Annotated in this window: 18 protein-coding genes; 11 read left to right on the top strand and 7 right to left on the bottom strand. The window is 65.1% G+C overall.

All coding sequences use genetic code 11. The annotated features are described in order from the left end of the window. Window positions 1-262 precede the first annotated feature (262 nt). Window positions 263-1,879, top strand: a complete 1,617-nt coding sequence (locus LOY69_RS01040; protein ID WP_265074018.1) for an alkaline phosphatase family protein — start codon at window positions 263-265, stop codon at window positions 1,877-1,879. A 155-nt stretch (window positions 1,880-2,034) separates the two neighbouring features. On the opposite strand, the gene LOY69_RS01035 is transcribed toward LOY69_RS01040, so the two are convergent. After that, on the bottom strand, window positions 2,035-2,940 hold the full coding sequence (locus LOY69_RS01035) for a TauD/TfdA dioxygenase family protein (RefSeq protein ID WP_110651294.1): 906 nt from the start codon (window positions 2,938-2,940) through the stop codon (window positions 2,035-2,037). 183 nt (window positions 2,941-3,123) lie between these two features. Between LOY69_RS01035 and LOY69_RS01030 the strand changes: the two genes are divergently transcribed. Then, the gene (locus tag LOY69_RS01030) at window positions 3,124-4,044 is read left to right on the top strand and encodes a LysR family transcriptional regulator (RefSeq protein WP_102862601.1); all 921 of its coding nucleotides are present in this window, start codon (window positions 3,124-3,126) and stop codon (window positions 4,042-4,044) included. 265 nt (window positions 4,045-4,309) lie between these two features. On the opposite strand, the gene LOY69_RS01025 is transcribed toward LOY69_RS01030, so the two are convergent. Continuing rightward, window positions 4,310-5,332 carry an ABC transporter substrate-binding protein gene (locus LOY69_RS01025; RefSeq protein WP_265074017.1) on the bottom strand — a complete coding sequence of 341 codons (1,023 nt, stop codon included), beginning with the start codon at window positions 5,330-5,332 and terminating at the stop codon, window positions 4,310-4,312. A 386-nt stretch (window positions 5,333-5,718) separates the two neighbouring features. On the opposite strand from LOY69_RS01025, the gene LOY69_RS01020 reads away from it, so the two are divergent. Genes LOY69_RS01020 through LOY69_RS01010 form a run of 3 tightly spaced genes read left to right on the top strand, consistent with a single transcriptional unit; the run spans window position 5,719 to window position 9,751 of the window. After that, the gene (locus tag LOY69_RS01020; RefSeq protein ID WP_110595282.1) at window positions 5,719-7,314 is read left to right on the top strand and encodes an ABC transporter permease; all 1,596 of its coding nucleotides are present in this window, start codon (window positions 5,719-5,721) and stop codon (window positions 7,312-7,314) included. Beyond that, window positions 7,311-8,126, top strand: a complete 816-nt coding sequence (locus LOY69_RS01015) for an ABC transporter ATP-binding protein (protein WP_110595281.1) — start codon at window positions 7,311-7,313, stop codon at window positions 8,124-8,126. Before LOY69_RS01020 ends, LOY69_RS01015 begins: the two co-directional genes overlap by 4 nt. Before the next feature lie 14 nt (window positions 8,127-8,140). Further along, window positions 8,141-9,751 (top strand): arylsulfatase, encoded by a 1,611-nt coding sequence (locus tag LOY69_RS01010; protein ID WP_265074016.1) that lies wholly within the window; start codon window positions 8,141-8,143, stop codon window positions 9,749-9,751. 181 nt (window positions 9,752-9,932) lie between these two features. On the opposite strand, the gene LOY69_RS01005 is transcribed toward LOY69_RS01010, so the two are convergent. After that, the gene (locus LOY69_RS01005; RefSeq protein ID WP_265074015.1) at window positions 9,933-10,097 is read right to left on the bottom strand and encodes a hypothetical protein; all 165 of its coding nucleotides are present in this window, start codon (window positions 10,095-10,097) and stop codon (window positions 9,933-9,935) included. A 396-nt stretch (window positions 10,098-10,493) separates the two neighbouring features. Further along, window positions 10,494-11,567, bottom strand: coding sequence for a fatty acid desaturase (locus LOY69_RS01000; RefSeq protein ID WP_265074014.1), 1,074 nt, complete (start codon window positions 11,565-11,567; stop codon window positions 10,494-10,496). A gap of 99 nt (window positions 11,568-11,666) precedes the next feature. Here LOY69_RS01000 and LOY69_RS00995 point away from each other — a divergent pair, with 99 nt between their 5' ends. The 3 genes from LOY69_RS00995 (at window position 11,667) to LOY69_RS00985 (ending at window position 14,304) form a co-directional block, all read left to right on the top strand. Continuing rightward, the gene (locus LOY69_RS00995) at window positions 11,667-12,671 is read left to right on the top strand and encodes an AraC family transcriptional regulator (protein ID WP_102882708.1); all 1,005 of its coding nucleotides are present in this window, start codon (window positions 11,667-11,669) and stop codon (window positions 12,669-12,671) included. A gap of 171 nt (window positions 12,672-12,842) precedes the next feature. Further along, a complete protein-coding gene (locus LOY69_RS00990) occupies window positions 12,843-13,091 on the top strand; it encodes a helix-turn-helix domain-containing protein (RefSeq protein ID WP_102862594.1) in 249 nt (82 codons plus the stop codon). Then, the gene (locus LOY69_RS00985; protein ID WP_253085845.1) at window positions 13,084-14,304 is read left to right on the top strand and encodes a type II toxin-antitoxin system HipA family toxin; all 1,221 of its coding nucleotides are present in this window, start codon (window positions 13,084-13,086) and stop codon (window positions 14,302-14,304) included. The genes LOY69_RS00990 and LOY69_RS00985 overlap by 8 nt, the downstream gene beginning before the upstream one ends. A gap of 11 nt (window positions 14,305-14,315) precedes the next feature. Here LOY69_RS00985 and LOY69_RS00980 read toward each other — a convergent pair whose 3' ends face one another. Together LOY69_RS00980 and LOY69_RS00975 are read right to left on the bottom strand one after the other, a co-directional pair. Then, window positions 14,316-15,704, bottom strand: coding sequence for a heavy metal sensor histidine kinase (locus LOY69_RS00980; protein WP_265074013.1), 1,389 nt, complete (start codon window positions 15,702-15,704; stop codon window positions 14,316-14,318). Beyond that, window positions 15,691-16,371, bottom strand: coding sequence for a heavy metal response regulator transcription factor (locus tag LOY69_RS00975; RefSeq protein ID WP_041115126.1), 681 nt, complete (start codon window positions 16,369-16,371; stop codon window positions 15,691-15,693). Before LOY69_RS00975 ends, LOY69_RS00980 begins: the two co-directional genes overlap by 14 nt. A gap of 135 nt (window positions 16,372-16,506) precedes the next feature. Here LOY69_RS00975 and LOY69_RS00970 point away from each other — a divergent pair, with 135 nt between their 5' ends. Together LOY69_RS00970 and uraH are read left to right on the top strand one after the other, a co-directional pair. Next, window positions 16,507-16,995, top strand: a complete 489-nt coding sequence (locus LOY69_RS00970; protein ID WP_102882706.1) for a GlcG/HbpS family heme-binding protein — start codon at window positions 16,507-16,509, stop codon at window positions 16,993-16,995. Window positions 16,996-17,093: 98 nt separating this feature from the next. After that, the gene (gene uraH, locus LOY69_RS00965) at window positions 17,094-17,504 is read left to right on the top strand and encodes a hydroxyisourate hydrolase (protein WP_102862589.1); all 411 of its coding nucleotides are present in this window, start codon (window positions 17,094-17,096) and stop codon (window positions 17,502-17,504) included. Between the two features lie 147 nt (window positions 17,505-17,651). Here uraH and LOY69_RS00960 read toward each other — a convergent pair whose 3' ends face one another. Next, window positions 17,652-18,338 carry a Crp/Fnr family transcriptional regulator gene (locus tag LOY69_RS00960; RefSeq protein WP_102882705.1) on the bottom strand — a complete coding sequence of 229 codons (687 nt, stop codon included), beginning with the start codon at window positions 18,336-18,338 and terminating at the stop codon, window positions 17,652-17,654. A gap of 102 nt (window positions 18,339-18,440) precedes the next feature. Between LOY69_RS00960 and LOY69_RS00955 the strand changes: the two genes are divergently transcribed. Beyond that, window positions 18,441-18,965 carry a DUF962 domain-containing protein gene (locus LOY69_RS00955; protein ID WP_102882704.1) on the top strand — a complete coding sequence of 175 codons (525 nt, stop codon included), beginning with the start codon at window positions 18,441-18,443 and terminating at the stop codon, window positions 18,963-18,965. The last annotated feature ends 1 nt before the right edge of the window (window position 18,966 follow it).

The following is an 18,966-nucleotide window of genomic DNA, read 5'->3' as shown; positions in this document are numbered from 1 at the left end:
GTCCCGCCCCGACACTCGCCCCCCTGCGCTTGCACCTGTAGCCGCTGCCGAGCCTGCGAGGCTGCGAACGAGGACACAGTCCTCGCCCCGGCCATCCACGGCAAATCCCCGGCGGCCGCTGCGCGGTCGATCGCAGCCTGCGGCAGCGGCTACAAGGACCTGAGCGATGCACGCCCTGCATCAAAACTATTCGGCAAATGCGCTTGCCGGGAGGCCCCGCCGGAGGCGAAAAAACTCGCCTGTCTTCCCCTCGGTGACCCCCATGTCCAATACCCATCCGCACGTGCGCAACGTGCTCTACATCATGTGCGACCAGCTGCGCCGGGATTACCTCTCGTGCTACGGCCACCCACACCTGCACACCCCGAACATCGATCGCCTGGCCGCCGCCGGGGTGCGCTTCAGCCGCGCCTACACCCAGGGCACCATCTGCGGCCCATCACGGATGTCGGCCTACACCGGGCGCTATGTCAGCAGCCATCAGGTGGCGTGGAACGCCGTGCCCCTGCCCCTGGAGGAACTGACCCTGGGGGACTACCTGCGGCCCTACGGCATTCGCACCGCGCTGGTGGGCAAGACCCACGCCACGCCCAACCTCGATGCCCTGCAACGCCTGGCCATCGACCCCGAAAGCCCGCAAGCCGAGGCGCTGAACGAAGTCGGCTTCGAGCCCTACTTGCGCCACGACGGCATCTACCCCGACGACCCGCTGTTCGATGACAAACGCGAGTCGGCGCCCTACACCCATTACCTGCGCAAGCTGGGCTATGACGGGCGCAACCCCTGGCACGACTGGGCCAACGCTGGAGCCGGCGAGCAGGGGCAGATCCTCAGCGGCTGGAAGATGCGCAACGCGCACCTGCCGGCCCGGGTCGCCGAGGAACATTCGGAAACCGTCTACACCACCGACCGCGCCATCGACTTCATCAGCGAACAGGGCGAGCAACCCTGGTGCCTGCACCTGTCCTACATCAAGCCGCACTGGCCCTACATCGCCCCCGCGCCCTACCACGCCCTGTATGGCCCCGAGCAGGTCATCCCGGCCGTGCGCGCGGCGCCTGGGCAGCTCAACGATCACCCGGTCTACGCCGCCTTCCGCCAGCATGAAGAAAGCCTGAATTTTTCCCGGGATGAAGTGCGCCTGAATGTGGTACCAACCTACATGGGGCTGATCAAGCAGGTGGACGATCAGTTGGGCCGACTGTTCGATTTCCTCCAGAGCAACGGCCGCTGGGACGACACTTTGATCGTCTTCACCAGCGACCACGGCGACTTCCTTGGCGACCACTACCTGGGGGAAAAGGAGTTTCTGCTGGAGCCGGCGGTGGGCGTGCCGCTGATTGTTCGCGACCCGCGCGCGGCGGCGGACAGCAGCCGCGGCACGGTGGATGAACGCCTGGTGGAAACCATCGACGCCCTGCCGACCTTTGTTGAGGCCCTGGGCCTGCCGGGAGCCGAACATCGCCTGGAAGGCCGCTCGCTGATCCCGCTGCTGCACGGCGCCGAACCGGACTGGCGCCGCTACGCCATCAGCGAATACGACTACGCCTTCCAGGCCCCGGCCCGGGAGCGCCTGGGCCAGCCCATCGACCGTTGCCGCATGACCATGGTGCGCAGCGAACGCTGGAAGTACCTGGCCTACGACGGCTTTCGCCCACAGCTGTTCGACCTGCACAACGACCCACAGGAGCTGCATGACCTGGGGGCGGACCCGGCCTATGCCGCGGTGCGTGAAGAACACCTGGGGTATCTGCTGGAATGGCTGCGCGGCCTGAAACGCCGCACCACCATCAGCCATGAAGAGATCGACCTGCGGGGCCAGCGTTTCCGCTACGGCGAACCGGAAAGCGAAAAGCTGGTGCAGATTGGCGTGTGGTAACCCCCTCCCGTACCTGCACCTTCACCCGTAGGAGCCGGCTTGCCGGCTTGCCGGCGAACAAGCCCTTGAGCCTTGCAGCGCTCTCTGGGGCGCATTCGCTGGCAAGCCAGCTCCTACAGTGGGCAGGTTCATCGGGTAAATGCCCGTGGGGCGGGTCAGAGGCCTTTGATGGTCTGGCTGCGCTGGCCATGCACGCCCACCGGAACGTCGCCCTTGAGGGTCACGCGGCGCACGATGCGGTCCTGGGTGCCGTAGTCGTCCACGGCGTAGTGCTGGGTCGAGCGGTTGTCCCAGATCGCTACGTCACCGGCGCTCCAGCGCCAGCGCACGGTGTTTTCCAGGCGGGTGACGTGGCTTTGCAGCAGGTTGAACAGGTGCGCCGAATCGGCCTGGGAATAGCCTTTGATGCGCTTGACGAAGTGCCCCAGCACCAGGCTCTTTTCGCCGCTTTCGGGGTGCACGCGGACGATCGGGTGCTCGGTCTCGAATACGGTGGAGGTGAAGACTTTGCGGTAACGCTCCAGCTTCTCCGCCGAGACATCAGGCTTGGCCCCGGCGTAGTCGTATTCGTTGCTGTGCACCGCCCAGAGCTTGTCCGCGAGTTCCCGCAGTTCCGCCGAGAGTTCGTTGTACGCGGTGGCGGTGTTGGCCCACACCGTGTCGCCACCGGAAGCCGGGGCCACCACCGAACGCAGGATCGAGGCTTTCGGGTAGGCGTCGACGAAGGTCACGTCGGTGTGCCAGGAGTTGGCCCGCTGACCCTCGGCGCCGTCCAGTTCCAACAGGTAGCGGGTGCCGTCGCGCACCGGCACGGTGGGGTGGGCCACCGGTTCGCCCAGCAGGTGGGAGAAGGCTTCCTGGCTCTGGTCGTCGAGGTGGGTCTGGCCGCGGAAGAAGATCACCTTGTACTGCACCAGCGCCTGCTGGATGGCGTCCACGGTGCCGGCGTCGAGGTCGCCGGACAATTGCACGCCACGGATCTCGGCGCCGATGCGACCGGCCACCGGGTGGATATCAAGGGCATCAACAGCGGGTTTAACGGCTAAGGCGGCATTGCTCATCAGGTACACCCTCATCGACTGCTTACGGTGGGAACCGCCGCGAAACAACGCTCTATCTATATTCAATTTGGATCTAATAGATAACTACATGCTTCGTTGACGGAATAAGAGCTTGCATTTAAAACCTCATTCCTCACTCGTCGCAAATGCCTTCGAGCTATTTTTCGGATGCCGGGAAAGCATATGGATCTTCGCCAATTGCGTTACTTCATCGCCCTCAATGAACACCGCAGTTTTGTCCGTGCCGCCGACGCGATGGGCATCACCCAACCGGCCTTCAGCCGCAGTATCCAGGGCCTGGAGCAGGAGTTCGGCTGCGTACTGGTGGACCGTGGCAACAAGGATCTGCGCCCCACCCCGGAAGGCCAGGTGGTGCTGCAGCACGCCTTGAGCCTGGTACAGGGCGCGGCCTTGCTCAGCAGCGAAGTGACCCAGATGACCAAGCTCGATGCCGGCGAGGTGCGCTTCGGCTGCGGCCCGGCGCCGGCGGTGAAACTGGTGCCCGACGCGGTGGCGCAGTTCAGCAGCGCCCACCCCAAGGTGCGCACCTGCTTTGCCGTGGATAACTGGGAGAAACTCAGCCGCAGCCTGAACCGCGAAGAGATCGAATTCTTTATCGCCGACATCCGCCATTTCGAGGCCGATCCGAACTACCAGACCCAGCCGCTGACGCCCAAGCGCGGGGTGTTCTTCTGCCGCCCCGGGCACCCGCTGCTGGCCAAGGAAAGCCTGTCCACCAACGACATGTTCGACTACCCCCTGGCCACCACCCTGATCCCTCCGGGGATTCGCAAGCTTTTGGCCAACCTCAGCGGACGCATCGACTTTTCACCGACCATCGAGACTGAACACTTTCCGGCGCTGGTGAAGATCGTCCGCCAGTCCAATGCCATTGGCGTGGGCACCGCCGAGGCCTTTGCCGAAGACATCGAACAGGGGTCGCTGGTGCTGCTGCACTGGCGCAACCTGCCGCAGAACATCGAAAGCCTGAATGCCCGCTGCGGCATCGTCAGCCGCAGCGGTTTTCGCCTGTCGCCAGCGGCGCGCAAGTTGATCGAAGTGCTGGTGGCGGTCGACCAGCAAACCCACGGCATCGCCGTCTAACCCTGTAGCCGCTGCCGCAGGCTGCGAACGACGACGCAGTCGGCGCAAGAGGCACCCGGTTCCTCCAGATAAACCGCGTTGCCGGCCCAGCGCCCCCCACGGTGCCGAACGCAGCCTTGTAGCCGCTGCCGCAGGCTGCGAACGACGACGCAGTCGGCGCAAGACGGCACCCGGTTCCTCCAGGTAGACCGCGTTGCCGGCCCCGGCGGCCCCTACGGTGCCGGGCGCAGCCTGCGGCAGCGGCTACAGGGGTTCAGGAAGGGGGTTACAGGCCGGCGGCGGCGAGCGGTGGGGCGACCCAGGCCTCCACCTTGAACGGCTTGCGGATCAACCGTTCCTTGGCCGCCAGATCCACCGAATCCTGCAGTTTGCCGAGGAACACCGGGTCCAGGGTCGAGGGGAAGATCTCGCTCAGGCGCTGGTCCTTGAGGTCTTCCTGCAGGATCACCGGCGGGTAGCTGGCCAAGCCCGACACCAGCTGGATATAGGCGTCCTTGTTGCTGTCCTGGGTCAGCCACTCTACGGCCTGCTGCTGGGCCTTGAGCAGTTTTTCAACGGCTTCGGGATGCTCGTCGACAAATTTGCCGGCGCCCACCAGCACGCTCTGCACGCTGCCGGCGCCGCCCAGGTCCTTGGTGCTCAGGGGCAGTTCGGCCAGCCCCTTGCTGCGCAGGGCGGAAAGCCCGGTGCTGCCCCAGGAGGCGTCGATCTGCTTGGCCGCCAGGGCCGCCACCGCCGCGTTGAAGTCGAGGTTGACCACTTTCAGATCCTTCTCGCTCAGGCCCCGGCTGGCCAGGGCGGCATCGAACGACAGCTGGGTGGCGGTGCCCCGGAACACCGCCACACGCTTGCCCTTGAGGTCTTCCAGGGTCTTGATCCCTGAGCCCGGCACCACCCCCAGGTAATGCTTGACCCCACGGGCCGAGGCGCTGAGCAAACGCGTATCCAGGCCATTGGACTTGCCGATGATGGCCGCCAGATCCCCGAGATAGGCCAGGTCCACCTGGCCGTTGGCGAAGGCTTCGTTGATCACCGGCCCCGCGCCCTTGAAGAAATTCCACTGGATCTGGATGCCCTGGTCGGCAAAGGCCTTTTCGAAGATCTGTTGCTGGCGCAGCACGTCCACCACTCCGCCACCACTGTGCTGGGTGCCGGCGCTGAGGTCGGGCACGGCGATGCGGATTTCCTTGAGCTCGGCGGCCTGGGCCAGCAGCGGCAGGCAACCCAGCAGTCCCGCCAGGGCCGGCGCGGCGAACAGGCTGATCACGCGTTTGAAGGGAAGGTTCATGGGTGCGGCTCCTGATGGCAAAGGCTGTGAGGAGCAGAAGGTAGGCACGGAATCGATCAACATTTAAATACTATAAATTCACATTTTAATAACTCATTCGAATAAATCAGTGCCCACGGGCATCCCCGGGAACATGCATGAAATGCATGAAAAATATTCTTCAAATGCATTGGATGCGTGTCGGGCAGAAGCCTTAAATGGCTTCTCTTATCTCTTAATAGAATCGATAAGAAATTTAATAGAACTGCAATGCATATGCCGTAGGAGTCAGCTTGCCGGCGCAGCGGCCCGCCAGCCTTGCGTAGTCCTCAAGCGCTGATTGGCTGACAAGCCAGCGCCTACGGCATCGACCCACGCCATGCAGCACCCGACGACGGAGGTCATCCATGGCCCGTGTTTCCCTGCTCAGCCTGCCCCTGGCGGCACCGTCCAACGGACGCCCGGGCTGGCCCGCAATCCATCAGCGCCTGCTGCCCTGGCTGCTGCCCCTGAGCCTGTTCGTCCTGTGGTGGCTGGCCAGCCGCAACCTGTGGATGAGCGAGCAGATCCTGCCGGCCCCGGCCCTGGTCTGGAGCAGCGCCCTGGAGCTGGGCCGCGGCGAGCTGTGGAGCCACCTGGCGATCAGCCTGCAACGGCTGTTCTGGGGCTTGCTGGCCGGCATCGCCGCCGGGGCCCTGCTGGGCGGCGCCCTGGGTTTCAGTCGGCGTCTGGAGCGTCTGGTGTACCCCACCTTCGGCGCCCTGGCACAGATTCCGACCCTGGCTTGGATTCCCTTGTTCATGGTGTTTTTCGGCATCGGCGAAGTGCTCAAGCTGGTGGTGCTGGTCAAGGCCGTGGTGGTGCCGGTGACCTTGCACACCCTGGTGGGCGTGCGTGATGCCCAGCCCAAGCTGCGAGAAGCCGCCGCAGTGCTGCGCCTGCCCCCGGCCTTGCTGATCCGCCGCCTGGTGCTGCCCGCCGCGCTGCCGGCGTTCATGGCCGGGGTGCGCCTGGCCCTGGCCACCGGCTGGACTTCGTTGCTGGCGGTGGAGCTGTTGGCCTCCAGCGAAGGCATCGGCTACCTGATGGTCTGGGCGCGGCAGCTGTTCATGCTGGATATCGTCTTCGTCTGCATCCTGGTGATCGGCGTGCTGGGGGTGTGCATGGACCGCGGCATCGGCTGGCTGGATCGCACCCTGGTGCACTGGCCGCACCCGGCCACCGCCGCTCTGCGCCGTGGCCCGCGCTACCAGGGCTGGCAACGCCTGCAACCCTGGCTGCTGCCCCTGGCCTTGCTGGCCCTGTGGCAAGTGGCGAGCGCAGGGCAATGGGTGGACGCCAACATCCTGGTAAGCCCGCTGGCAGTACTCAGCACCACTGTCGACGGCCTGCGGGACGGCAGCTTGCTGGGAGGCATGGGCCTGAGCCTGGGTCGCGCCCTCGGCGGCCTGGCCCTGGGTGGCGGACTGGGCCTGGCCCTTGGCCTGCTGCTGGGGCTGTCGCGCCTCAGTGAACGACTGCTGGGGCCGACCCTGGCCGCCATTCGCCAGATCGCCATTTTCGCCTGGGTGCCGCTGCTCACCGCCTGGTTCGGCCTGGGGGAGCTGGCCAAGTGGGTGTTCGTCGCCCTGGCCGCCTTCTTCCCGTTATTCATCGCCACCCAGCGCAGCGTTGCCCAGCTGTCACCGCAACTGGCGGAGGCCGCCCAGGTACTGCGCCTGAACCTCTGGCAACGCTTGCGGCGGCTGGTGCTACCCGGCGCGGCGCCGGGGATTTTCGCCGGCCTGCGCATCAGCCTGATCTACGCCTGGATGGGCACCATCGGCGCGGAATATTTCATGCCGTCCAATGGCGGCATCGGCAGCCAGATGATCAGCGCCCAGCAACTGCTGCGCATGGATCTGATCATGGCCGGCATGCTCCTGGTGGGCCTGACCGGGGCCCTGCTCAATCTGCTGGGCCAACAACTCGAAACCCGCGCCACCCGCTGGAGACACGCATGAACGCACCCCTGGTCAGTTTCAATCACGTGGGCAAGAGCTTCGCCGTCGCCGGTGGCGAGGTGGAGGCGATCCGCGAATTCAACCTGGACATCGCCGACGGCGAGTTCGTCGCCATCGTCGGCTCCAGCGGCTGCGGCAAGTCCACCCTGCTGCGCCTGCTGATTGGCCTGGACACCGAGTTTCGCGGCGAGATCCGGGTCGACGGCCAGGCCGTCAGCGGCATCGGCAGTGAACGCGGCATCGTGTTCCAGGAGCACCGTCTGTTCCCCTGGCTGACCGTGGCCGAGAACATCGGCCTGGGCCTGGTCAACGAGCCCCTGAGCGCCGCCGAGCGCCAGCGGCGGATCGACGATTTCATCGAGCTGGTAGGGCTCAAGGACTTTACCCGGGCCTATCCCCATCAGCTCTCTGGCGGCATGGCGCAGCGGGTGGCCATTGCCCGTGGGCTGGTGGCCAGCCCGCGCATCCTGCTGCTGGACGAACCCTTCGGCGCCCTCGATGCCCTGACCCGCCAGCAGATGCAGGACGAGCTGCTGGCGATCCGCGAGCGGGCAAAAATCACCACGGTGCTGGTGACCCACGATGTCGAGGAAGCGATCTTCCTCGCCGACCGAGTGGTGGTGATGGAACCGCGCCCAGGCCGCATCAAGCGCGTGGTCGAGGTGGCCCTGCCGCACCCACGCCAGCGCAGCGGTTTCGACTTCCACCAACTGCGTGAAGAACTGCTCCACGAACTCACCAGCGATGATCACTACCAGGCGCCGCAGCCGGTGCAGATCCGCAACCTGCCCTTGACCTTCATTGCCTGCTGAACAGGAGTGCCGCGATGCCGCAACGTCCCAACTTTCTAGTGATCCTGGCCGACGACCTGGGCTTCTCCGACCTCGGCGCCTTCGGTGGCGAGATCGCCACGCCGAACCTCGATGCCCTGGCCGCAGGTGGCCTGCGCCTGACCGACTTCCACACCGCCCCGACCTGCTCGCCGACCCGCTCCATGCTGCTCACCGGCACCGACCATCACATCGCCGGGATCGGCACCATGGCCGAAGCCCTGACCCCCGAATTGATCGGCAAGCCGGGCTACGAGGGTTACCTCAATGACCGGGTGGTGGCCCTGCCGGAACTGCTGCGCGAGGCCGGCTACCAGACCCTGATGAGCGGCAAATGGCACCTGGGGCTCACCGCCGAGCGCGCGCCCCATGCCCGGGGCTTTGAGCGTTCGTTTTCGCTGCTGCCGGGGGCGGCCAATCACTACGGCTTCGAGCCCACCTACGATGAGCACACCCCCGGGCTGCTCAAATCCACTCCGGCGCTGTACATCGAGGACGATCGCTTCATCGATGAACTGCCGGCGGATTTCTATTCCTCCGATGCCTTCGGCGACAAGCTTTTGCAGTACCTGAAAGAGCGCGACCAGAGCCGGCCGTTCTTCGCCTACCTGCCGTTCTCGGCGCCCCACTGGCCGCTGCAGGCCCCGGCGGAGATCGTCGCCAAGTACCGCGGCCGCTATGACGCTGGCCCCGAGGTGCTGCGCCTGGAACGCCTGGAAAAACTCAAGGCCCTGGGCCTGATCGAGGCCGAGGTCGAGCCTCATCCGCTGATCAACCTCAACGCCGAGTGGGACGCCCTCAGCGACGAACAGCGGCAGGTTTCGGCGCGGGCCATGGAGGTGTATGCGGCGATGGTCGAGCGCATGGACTGGAACATCGGCCGGGTGGTGGACTACCTGCGCCAGCAGGGGCAACTGGACAACACCCTGATCCTGTTCATGTCCGACAACGGCGCCGAGGGCGCACTGCTGGAAGCCTTTCCCAAGTTCGGACCGGAGCTGCTCACTTACCTCAACCGGCACTACGACAACCGCCTGGAAAACATCGGCCGGGCCAACTCCTACGTCTGGTACGGCCCGGCCTGGGCCCAGGCGGCCACGGCGCCATCGCGGCTGTTCAAGGCCTTCACCACCCAGGGCGGGATTCGTGTGCCGGCGCTGCTGCACTACCCGCAGTTGCCGCTCAAGGGACAGATCAGCCACGGCTTCGGCACGGTGATGGACATCACCCCGACCCTGCTCGACCTGGCCGGCGTGCGTCACCCCGGCAAGCGCTGGCGCGGACGCGATGTGGCGCCGCTGCGGGGCAAGTCCTGGCTGGGCTTTCTCTCCGGCGAAACCGCCCAGGTGCATGACCAGCACACGGTGACCGGCTGGGAGCTGTTCGGCCGCCGGGCGATTCGCCAGGGCCAGTGGAAGGCGGTGTACATCCCCGGGCCGGTGGGGCCGGCGACCTGGCAGTTGTATGACCTGGGCCAGGACCCGGGGGAGGTTCACGACCTGGCCCAGCGCCAACCGGAAAAACTGCGCACGCTGCTGGAGGAATGGCAGCGTTATGTGGATGAAACCGGAGTGATCCTCAGCGAATCGCCGTTCCAGCCGGATTGAGCTTGTAGGAGCTGGCTATGAACCGGACCGTGCAAGAGCGGGCCAGCGTAGAAACTGGCTCGCCAGCGAAAGCGTCCTCCAGAACAACACAAGTCTCCAGGGCCCTTTCGCCGGCAAGCCGGCTCCTACGCGGTGCGTTTGGGTTGTCGGTGAATACACCGGGCTGCGCCAGGCGCTGGCCTCAGCCTCGGGTGATGCGGCAGGCCGGGGTTGTTGGCAGTTCCTTGACCACAACGTAATGCCCCGCCCGGTTTTTCTCGACCCGCAACGGCGAAGCGGCCAGGTAGCTGCCGTGCAGGTTCTGGTCGACAAAACAGATGGTGATGCCCTGCTTCCCCTGCTCCATCACGCTGACGCTGTAGATCCAGCTTTGTTCTTCGTCCGTCGCGCTGTAGGTGCCATCGGCGTCTGCGGCCTTCTCGTAGATCCGATAGGGCGTCTGGCCCAGCGTGGTGCCGTCCGGGTAGTGCCGCGGCCTTAAGGAATTGCGGAAAACCGTTCACTTCCAGATGCTTCAAGATACTCAGCGCCAGCGCCTCGTCGCGGCCTTCCACCACCGAGTCGGCCAGCGACACGCTGCCCACACTCATCAAGGCAACGGCGATCAATCGCCTTAGCGCACTGTTCATAGCGTCTCCCTGTCGTTGCCCCTTCGCGGATTCCGGGCGTTTCCCGGCGCCGCGTGACCTTGGCTTAACGTTATCGGTCCTTGGATATTTAACCAGAAAGACAGTCCGCCCCCTCAAGCCCGGGCGTTATGCGCAGGTTGCGTGGTCACCTGCTCCACGGGATGAAAGCGGTTGGCCCGGGCAAAGGTGCCGAAATCGTTGAAGCGCACGCCCATCTCGGCCATCACCTTGTGTGCCACCGGCGCCGTCAGCTGGCGGATGTAAAAGGGCTCCTTGACCACGAAATGATGGATGCCGTGGGTGCTGCCGAAGTTGCAGCAGAAGGCCTGCAGCGGCCACATCCACCAGGGGTTGAGCACCTGGGTCTGCTGGATCACGTTGCCCGGTTCGATATCGCCGTAGTAGTGCATGTTGGAGCTGACAAAGTGCAGGCAGAAGGTGCGCAGCACGTTGGGACCGATGATCACCACCACGGCAATATCGATGCCGTGCATCAGCGCCAGGGTGTCCTGCGACCACTGGATCGGGCTGCCGAGCAACGCGGCGACGCCATTGGCGGCGTGAAAGCCGAGGAACAGGTACCAGGCGCCCCAATGCAGCAGGGCCAGCGGCGCGTACACCGCCAGGGTGCGGCTGAGGATGCGCAGCTTGTGCCTGGCCCCCGGCGCCCGCAGCAGGCGGATGAAGGCCGCCATCATGTTGTCCCCGACCATCAGCAGGCGGGCGATGCCCCAGGGTTCGCCGTTGGTGATGGCGCGCTCTTCGATATCGCTCTCGCTGCCGGACACCTTGTGGTGATTCAGGTGCAGGTGGCGCCGCACCCAGGGGTTGATGGTGCTCGGCCGCGCCAGCCAGACCAGCGCCAGCATCAGGTTGTGGGGCAGGCGCTGCTTGCGAAAGTACATGCTGTGGATAAGGTCGTGTTCCAGCTCGTGGGTCAGGGAAGCGAAGAACGCGTTGAGCAGCAGGCACGCCCACCAAGTCAGGTAGCCACCGATATAGAGCGCCGCTGACCCCAGCATCCCGGACAGGGCAAATAGCAAAATCCCCGCGCCCAAGGCGTCCTGGTGCCGCAGCAAGGGAAAGCGCCGGCGCAGTTCATCGCCCCGGGCCAGGACCACCTGGCGAATGTGCGCCGCTCGCTGTTGTGCGTTCATCCGCTCGGGGCTTGCAGAAATACCCTGCATGATTCCATCCTCTGGTCAGTGATGTGTGCATCCTGCCCCGAGCCCCGGCTCCGGGCCCTAGCCGTAAACGCCAACCTGTTGACCGGACGCGCCAATCGCATGACCGAAGCCACTTCCCTTGCCAGCTGGACCCGCGCCTTGCGCAAGCAACTGGACGCCCTCGACCTCGACAGCGACGCACTGTGCCGCGCAGCCGGGCTCGACCCGCAATTGATGGACGACCCCAACGCCCGCTACCCGCTGTCGGCCACCACCCGCCTGTGGCATCTCGCCGTGCAGGCCAGCGGCGACCCGGCCATTGGCCTGCGGGTGTCGCGCTTTGTCAGCCCCACCACCTTTCATGCCCTGGGCTACGCCCTGGTGGCCAGCGGCAGCCTGCGGGAAGTGTTCGAGCGCATCGTGCGTTATCACCAGGTGGTCAGCGACGCCCTGGAACTGGCCCTGACCCGCGAGCCGGACCGCTACCGGTTCTTCCTCAAGGTGCCCGAAGGCGCGCCGCAGCCGGCCATCGAGGCCATCGACGCGTTTGCCGCGATCTACGTGCGCACCTGCCGCAACCGCCTGGGCCGCGACTACGCGCCGCTGGCCGTGCATTTGCGGCGCCCGGCCCCGGCGGACCCGAGCCAGTGGCACAAGGTGTTCCGCTGCCCGGTGCACTTTGCCGCCGCCGACGACTGCCTGGAATTCGGCCTGCACGATTTCGACAGCCACCTGGACGACGCCAACCCGGAACTGGCCGAGCACAACGAAGCGGTGCTCAAGCGCACCCTGTTGCAACTGCGGCCGCTGACCTGGGAGCGCAAGGTGCGCGGCGTGATCGAAGCCCAATTGCCGGAAGGCGAACCCTCCGCGGAACGAGTCGCCCAGGCCCTGCACCTGAGCCTGCGCAGCCTGCAACGGCACCTGGCGGATGAAGGCACGCGCTTCGACACCCTGCTCAACGAATGCCGGGAGAACCTCGCCCTGCTGCACCTGCGGGACCTGGAATGCTCCCTGAGCGAAATCAGCTACCTGCTGGGCTTTGCCGATGCCAGCAGCTTCAGCCGGGCGTTCAAACGCTGGACCGGGATGACCCCGGGGCAGTTTCGCGACGGTTTGCGTTGAGCCCCTGCGCCGGCCAGCCGGTTCCTACAGGTGCAGCGACGGGTGCAACCTCCACCAGTAAAAAATCCCGCGAAAAAGACCCTGCCGATCTACACTGCACAATGCATCAAATAGGATGCATTAAATAATTTTTCAGTAAAAATGCATTGCATACAATGCGGAATAAATCCCATGGAAAGCCTTGGACAACTGATCCGGACCCTGCGCAAAGAGCGCAAGCTCTCGCAGCAGGCACTGGCAGCACAATACGGCATGAGCCGCGCCACTATCTCGGGGATTGAAAACAACACCATTACCGAAATCGGCTTGCGCAAGGTCGAAGCCATTCTCAATGGTTTTGGCTACGAGCTCAGCGCCGTGCCCCGCCCCCGGCAACGCCCGACCCTGGACAGCCTGAAACAGGCGCATTTCCATGACTGAGCAACAGCGGCTGCACATCCGGGTGGCCGGCATGGCGGTGGGCACTCTCGGCCGTGGCCAGGCGCAGGCGGACTCGGTTTTCACCTACAGCGACAACACCTCGCCCCGCGACGCGGTCTCGCTGACCATGCCGCCACGCCTGGCGAGCTATGGCTGGGATCGAGGCCTGCTACCGGTGTTCGATATGCACCTGCCGGAAGGTTCGCTGCGTGATGAACTGCTGCGCCGTTTCAGCAAGGCGGTGCGCGGTTTCGACGACTTCGCTCTGTTATCGATCGTGGGGCCGCACCAACTGGGTCGGGTGGCCATCAGCACAACGCAATCACCCCAGGCGCCGCTGCCGGAAACCAGCCTGGAGGACCTGTTGGTGCATGACGGTGCCGAGGGACTGTTCGAGGATCTATTGGCGACCTATGGCCAGTATTCAGGGGTTTCCGGGGTGCAGCCCAAAGTCCTGATCCGCGACAGCACCAACAGCGTCGAACGCCTGACCCATCGCGGCGCTACTCATTTGGTGAAGGCTTTTCGCGCCGATCAATACCCCCACCTGGCCGCCAACGAATTCTTCTGCATGCGTGCGGCGCTGCATGCCGGCCTGCCAGTGCCGGAGATCGAACTCAGCCAGAATGGCCAGTTCCTGGTGGTCAAACGTTTCGACCTGAGCGCCCAGGGCTACCTGGGTTTCGAGGATTTCTGCGTGCTCAACGCCTGGCCGGCAAAAGCCAAGTACGACGGCTCCTACGAAGGCGCGGCGAAACAGATCAAGGCCTTTGTCTCCCCACACCTACTGAACCGGGCCCTGGAGTCATTCTTCAAGATCGTGGCGTTGTCGGCCGGACTGAGAAATGGCGATGCCCATCTGAAGAACTTCGGCGTGCTGTACCCCGACACGGATGTGGAAGCCCCCGTCAGCCTGGCACCGGCCTTTGATCTGGTGACCACGTCGGTCTACATCAAGGCGGACAGCCTGGCGCTATTGCTGGGAGGCTCCAAGGCCTGGCCCAAACGCCAGGCGCTGCTGCGCTTCGCCCGCACGGCCTGCAACCTCAGCGAAGGCCGCAGCCATGAACTGTTGCAACAGGTCGAGCACGGCATGGCACAGGCGATGGGCGAGATGCAGGTCTATAGCGCGGCGCATCCCGCCTTCAAGGGCATGGCCGAGGCCATGAGCGAGGCCTGGAAAACCGGTGTGGCGCGCAGCCTGACCCGTTGATCCGGTCACCGTTAAAGAACCGCAAAACCCAGTTCGAACACCGTGGCCTGCCCCTCGCTCGCGACCCGCACCTGACCGCCATGCAGCAGCATGATCGAGCGCACGATGGCCAGGCCCAGGCCGCCGGAATCCCCCGGTTCGGCGCGGGACGGGTCGACCCGGTAGAAGCGGTCGAACAACCGGGGCAGATGCTCAGGGGCAATCGCCGGCCCCTGGTTGTGCACCTGCAGCCAGCACCAGCCGGCTTCGTCGCGGCGCCGCAGGCGGATCAGCGACCCCCCGTCAGCATGGCGCACGGCGTTGGCCAGGAGGTTGCCCAGGGCCCGTTGCAGCAGTTGCTGGTCGGCCAGCAGCTCGCCGTAAAAACCGTTCTCCAGACGGATTTGCCGGTCATCGGCCAGGGCTTCGAAGTAGTCGCACAACTGCGCGCCGACGCCCGAGAGTGACAGCAGTTGGCGGTCCAGCGCCGCATCGGCCTGCTCGGCCCGGGCCAGGAACAGCAGGTTCTCGGCCATGCGTCCCAGACGCTCGAACTCCTCCATGTTGGAGGCCAGCACTTCCTGGTACTCCGCGGCGCTGCGGGGCTGGTTCAGGGCCAGGCCGTTGCTGCCCAACAGGTTGTGCAACGGCGTGCGGATTTCATGGGCCAGGTCGGCGGAGAACTGCGACAAGCGCTGAAAGCTCTCCTCCAGGCGCGCCAGCATGGCGTTCAAGGCTTGCACCGGCTCGTGGAATTCGGCCGGGATGCCGCTGGTGTGCAGGCGTCGGTCGAGGCTGCGCAGATCGATCTCGCGCACCGACTCGCTGAGCTGGCGCAGCGGCTGCAAGCCCCGACGCAATAACAGCAAGCCCAGGGCGAAGGCCAGCAAGGCCCCCAGGCCTACCGCCAGGTACAGGCGCAGGCGGTAGCTGGCGAGCATCTGCTCGCGCTCGCTGAGTACCTTCCCGGCAATCACCGTCAGCGCCTCGCCCTTGGGGCCGCTGGCCTGCCCCGCCAGCAGGGCCACCGGAACCTGGTCGCTGCCCGGCCAGAGGAGGATGTCGCGGCGTTGCGGGCGTTGCTCACGGGCAATCGGCAGCAACTCGGGCAAGCGCTGTTGCCGGGGGTTGATGCCGATCACCGTCGAGCCATCGGCCCGCAGCACCAGCAGCAGGCTTTCCTGGTTGCCCAGCATGTTCTGGTACAGCCGGGGCCGGGCTTGCAGGGCGTCCAGGCTGTCGCTGTCCTGCAGCAGGGCGCGCACCTGTTCCAGACGTCCCAACAGGGCGAGGTCGTCGCGGTAGGCGATTTCCTCGGCCAGGGAGCGGTAGAGGAACACCCCGATCACGCTGAGCACCAGGGCGCAGACCGCGGCAAAGGCCAGGGCCAGCCGCCAGGCGATGGAACTAGAGCGCTTCATCCGGGGCTTCCAGCTGGTAGCCGACGCCACGCACGGTGTGGATCAGCTTGGGCATGTAGGGATCGTCGACCTTGGCCCGCAGCCGGCGAACCGCCACTTCCACCATGTTGGTGTCGCTGTCGAAATTCAGGTTCCACACCTGGGAGGCAATCAGGGTCCGCGACAGCACTTCGCCCTGGCGGCTGGCCAACAGGTGCAGCAGGGCGAACTCCTTGTTGGTCAGGGCAATGCGTTGGCCGCCACGGCTGACCCGACGGCGCAGCACGTCGATCTCCAGGTCGGCGATGCTGAAGGATTCAGCCTCGCGCAGCGGCCCGCGGCGCAGCAGAGTGCGGACCCGGGCCAGCAGTTCGGCGAAGGCAAAGGGCTTGAGCAGGTAGTCGTCGGCGCCCAGTTCCAGGCCACGGACCCGGTCTTCGATGGCGTCCTTGGCGGTGAGGAACAGCACCGGGGTGGCGCCGCGCTGGCGGATCAACTGCAGCAACTGCCAGCCGTTGAGACCGGGGAGCATCACGTCGAGGATGATCAGGTCGTATTCCTGCTGCTCGATGAAATAGCGCCCGTCCAGACCGTTCAGGGCCACGTCCACAGCGAATCCGGACTCTCCCAGCCCCTTGGCCAGAAAATTCGCGGTCTTGGCTTCGTCTTCAACTACCAGCAAACGCATGGTGCACCTCGGAAATGATCGGCACAGGCTAGGCGCCCCGCGCGCGATTGCCCATTACAAACTTGTAATCCAACTGACGAGGTTCTGACGAGCACCGCTGGGTAAGGTGGCGACCTGTCTTTCAGGAGCCTTCCCATGATCTGCAAAACCCTCGTTCTAAGCGTTGGTCTGGGCCTTGCCGGCACTGCCCTGGCGGCCCCGGAACTTCCGCGTCACGCAGAGCTGGACCTGGCCACCGCCCGTCAGTTGGCGGACGCCAGCTTGGCCCAGTGCACGGCCGTGGTGTCGGTGCTGGACCGTGGCGGCAACCTCTTGGTGACCCTGCGCGCTGATGGCGTCGGCCCACACAACACCGTCGCCAGCCAGCGCAAGGCGTATACCGCGCTGTCCACCAAGACCCCTACCCGGCTGTTCGCCGAGCGGGCGCGCAACAACCCCGAGGCGGCCAATCTCAATACCTTGCCGGAGCTGTTGTTGCTCGGCGGCGGCATTCCCTTGTTTGCCGGCAACCAGCTGGTGGGCGCGATGGGCATTGCCGGTGCGGGCGGCGCGGCGCAGGACGAAGCGTGCGCGTTACAGGCGGCACAGCGGGTGGGGTTGGCGGCCGAGGCCGGACGTCAGTGAACTGGAGTGCCGCGCCCGCGTTGCGCTAATGCGCAGCCTCGCGGGCTCGGCAGCGGCTACAGAGTCTGTTGTTTGTTCAATCGAGAAAGGAGTGGGACATGAATATTTTGCGTAATAGCCTGGCGGCCATCGGCCTCTGCGGTCTGTCGAGCCTGGCCCTGGCGGCGGGCAATCCCTTGAGCGTGCACGTGCTCAACCTGGAGAACGGTTTGCCCTCACCGGGGGTCAAGGTGACCCTGGAGCAGCATGTGGGCCAGGACTGGAAAGCCCTGTCCAGCGGCGTGACCAACGAGCAGGGGCGGATCAGCGAGCTGTTTCCCGCTGGTCAGGCGCTGACGGCGGGTGAATACCGGGTGGTGTTCAAGACCGGCGAATACTTCAAGCAGGCCAAGCGCGACACCTTCTTTCCGGAGATTCCGGTGATCTTCGAGGTCAAGCAGACCGAGCAGCACTACCACATTCCGTTGTTGCTCAGCCCTTATGGCTTCTCGACTTATCGCGGTTCGTAGGAGCTGGCTGCTGACGAGGGCGGTCTTGCGGGCCTCTTCGCTGGCAAGCCAGATCCTACGATCGGCAGAGAAATCGCGCGGGATTTTGTAGGAGCCGGCTTGCCGGCGAAGGCGGTCTTGCGGGCTCCTTCGCTGGCAAGCCAGCGCCTACAGGCCTGCGAGGGCGCGCAGGCGCTCGGTGTCGAGGATTTCGATCTCGCCGTAGCTCAGGCGCAGGATGCCCTGGTGCTGCAGGTCCTTGAGGATCTGGTTGGTGGTCTGGCGCGACAGCGAGAGCATCAGCGCCAGTTGCTCCTGGGGCAGTTGCAGCAGGCTGCGACTTTGGCTGACTTCGCCGTAGCCGCCGGCCATCGCCAGCAGGCGACTGGCCACACGAGCCGGCGCCGGCATCAGGCTCAGTTGTTCCAGGTTGATGAAGGCCAGGCGCAGTTTGTGGCTCATCAACAGCGCGAACTGGCGCCAGTACTGCGGCTGTTGCTCCAACAGTTGCAACAAGCTCGACTGCGGCACCTGAAGCAGGGTGCAGGCACCCTCGGCGTAGGCATCGTGGGTACGCGGCTGGCCGTCGAACAGGCAGATCTCGCCAAACCAGTGCGGCGCTTGCATCAGGCTGAGCAAGGCTTCCTTGCCCTGCTCGCTGACGGCTCCCACCCGCACCGTCCCTTCCAGCACCGCGTACAAGCCGCAGGGCGGATCGCCACGCAGGAACAGGCATTGCCCCGGCGCCAAGCGGCGCAGGCGGGCACCGCCGAGCAAACTATTCTGTAAGGAATCCGGCAGGTGGCTGAACCACTGGCCGGTCATCAGGCAGTCACGCCACTGCTGCATGTCCATGAACAGGTTTTTTCCTCAAGGCATCGGCGTGATTGTCGCCTAGCTGACAGTGCCGTGATCGGCGGCCGGGCATGATCGGGCCACCCTAACGGAGGAACAACAATGAAAAGCCTCGTTGATCATCTGAGTCAATACGCCGCCTACCACCGCGACCCGCGCAATATCGCCAGCCACTTTATCGGCATTCCCATGATCGTTCTGGCGGTGGCGGTGCTGCTGTCCCGTCCCGCCTGGCCGCTGGCGGGCATCGTGCTGTCGCCGGCCGTACTGCTGGCCCTGGCCTCAGCGGTGTTCTACCTGCGCCTGGAGTTGCGCCTGGGCGTGTTGATGAGTGTGCTGATGGGGCTGTCGGTCTGGGCCGGGCAAGCGCTGGCAGCGCAAAGCACCGGGCTGTGGTTGAGCAGCGGCCTGGGCCTGTTCGTGATCGGTTGGGTGATCCAGTTCATCGGCCATTACTACGAAGGCCGCAAGCCGGCCTTTGTCGATGATCTGTCGGGCTTGATCGTCGGCCCGCTGTTCGTGGTGGCCGAACTGGCGTTCCTGCTGGGGCTGCGCCATGACTTGAAACAGGCCATCGAACAGCGTTCGGGCCCCGTGGCCCTGCGCCAGAAAAAAGCCATGATCTGAA

Source organism: Pseudomonas sp. B21-059 (assembly GCF_026016285.1).
Taxonomy (GTDB): Bacteria; Pseudomonadota; Gammaproteobacteria; order Pseudomonadales; family Pseudomonadaceae; genus Aquipseudomonas; species Aquipseudomonas danubii.
This window is presented reverse-complemented; position numbering and strand designations above follow the sequence as displayed.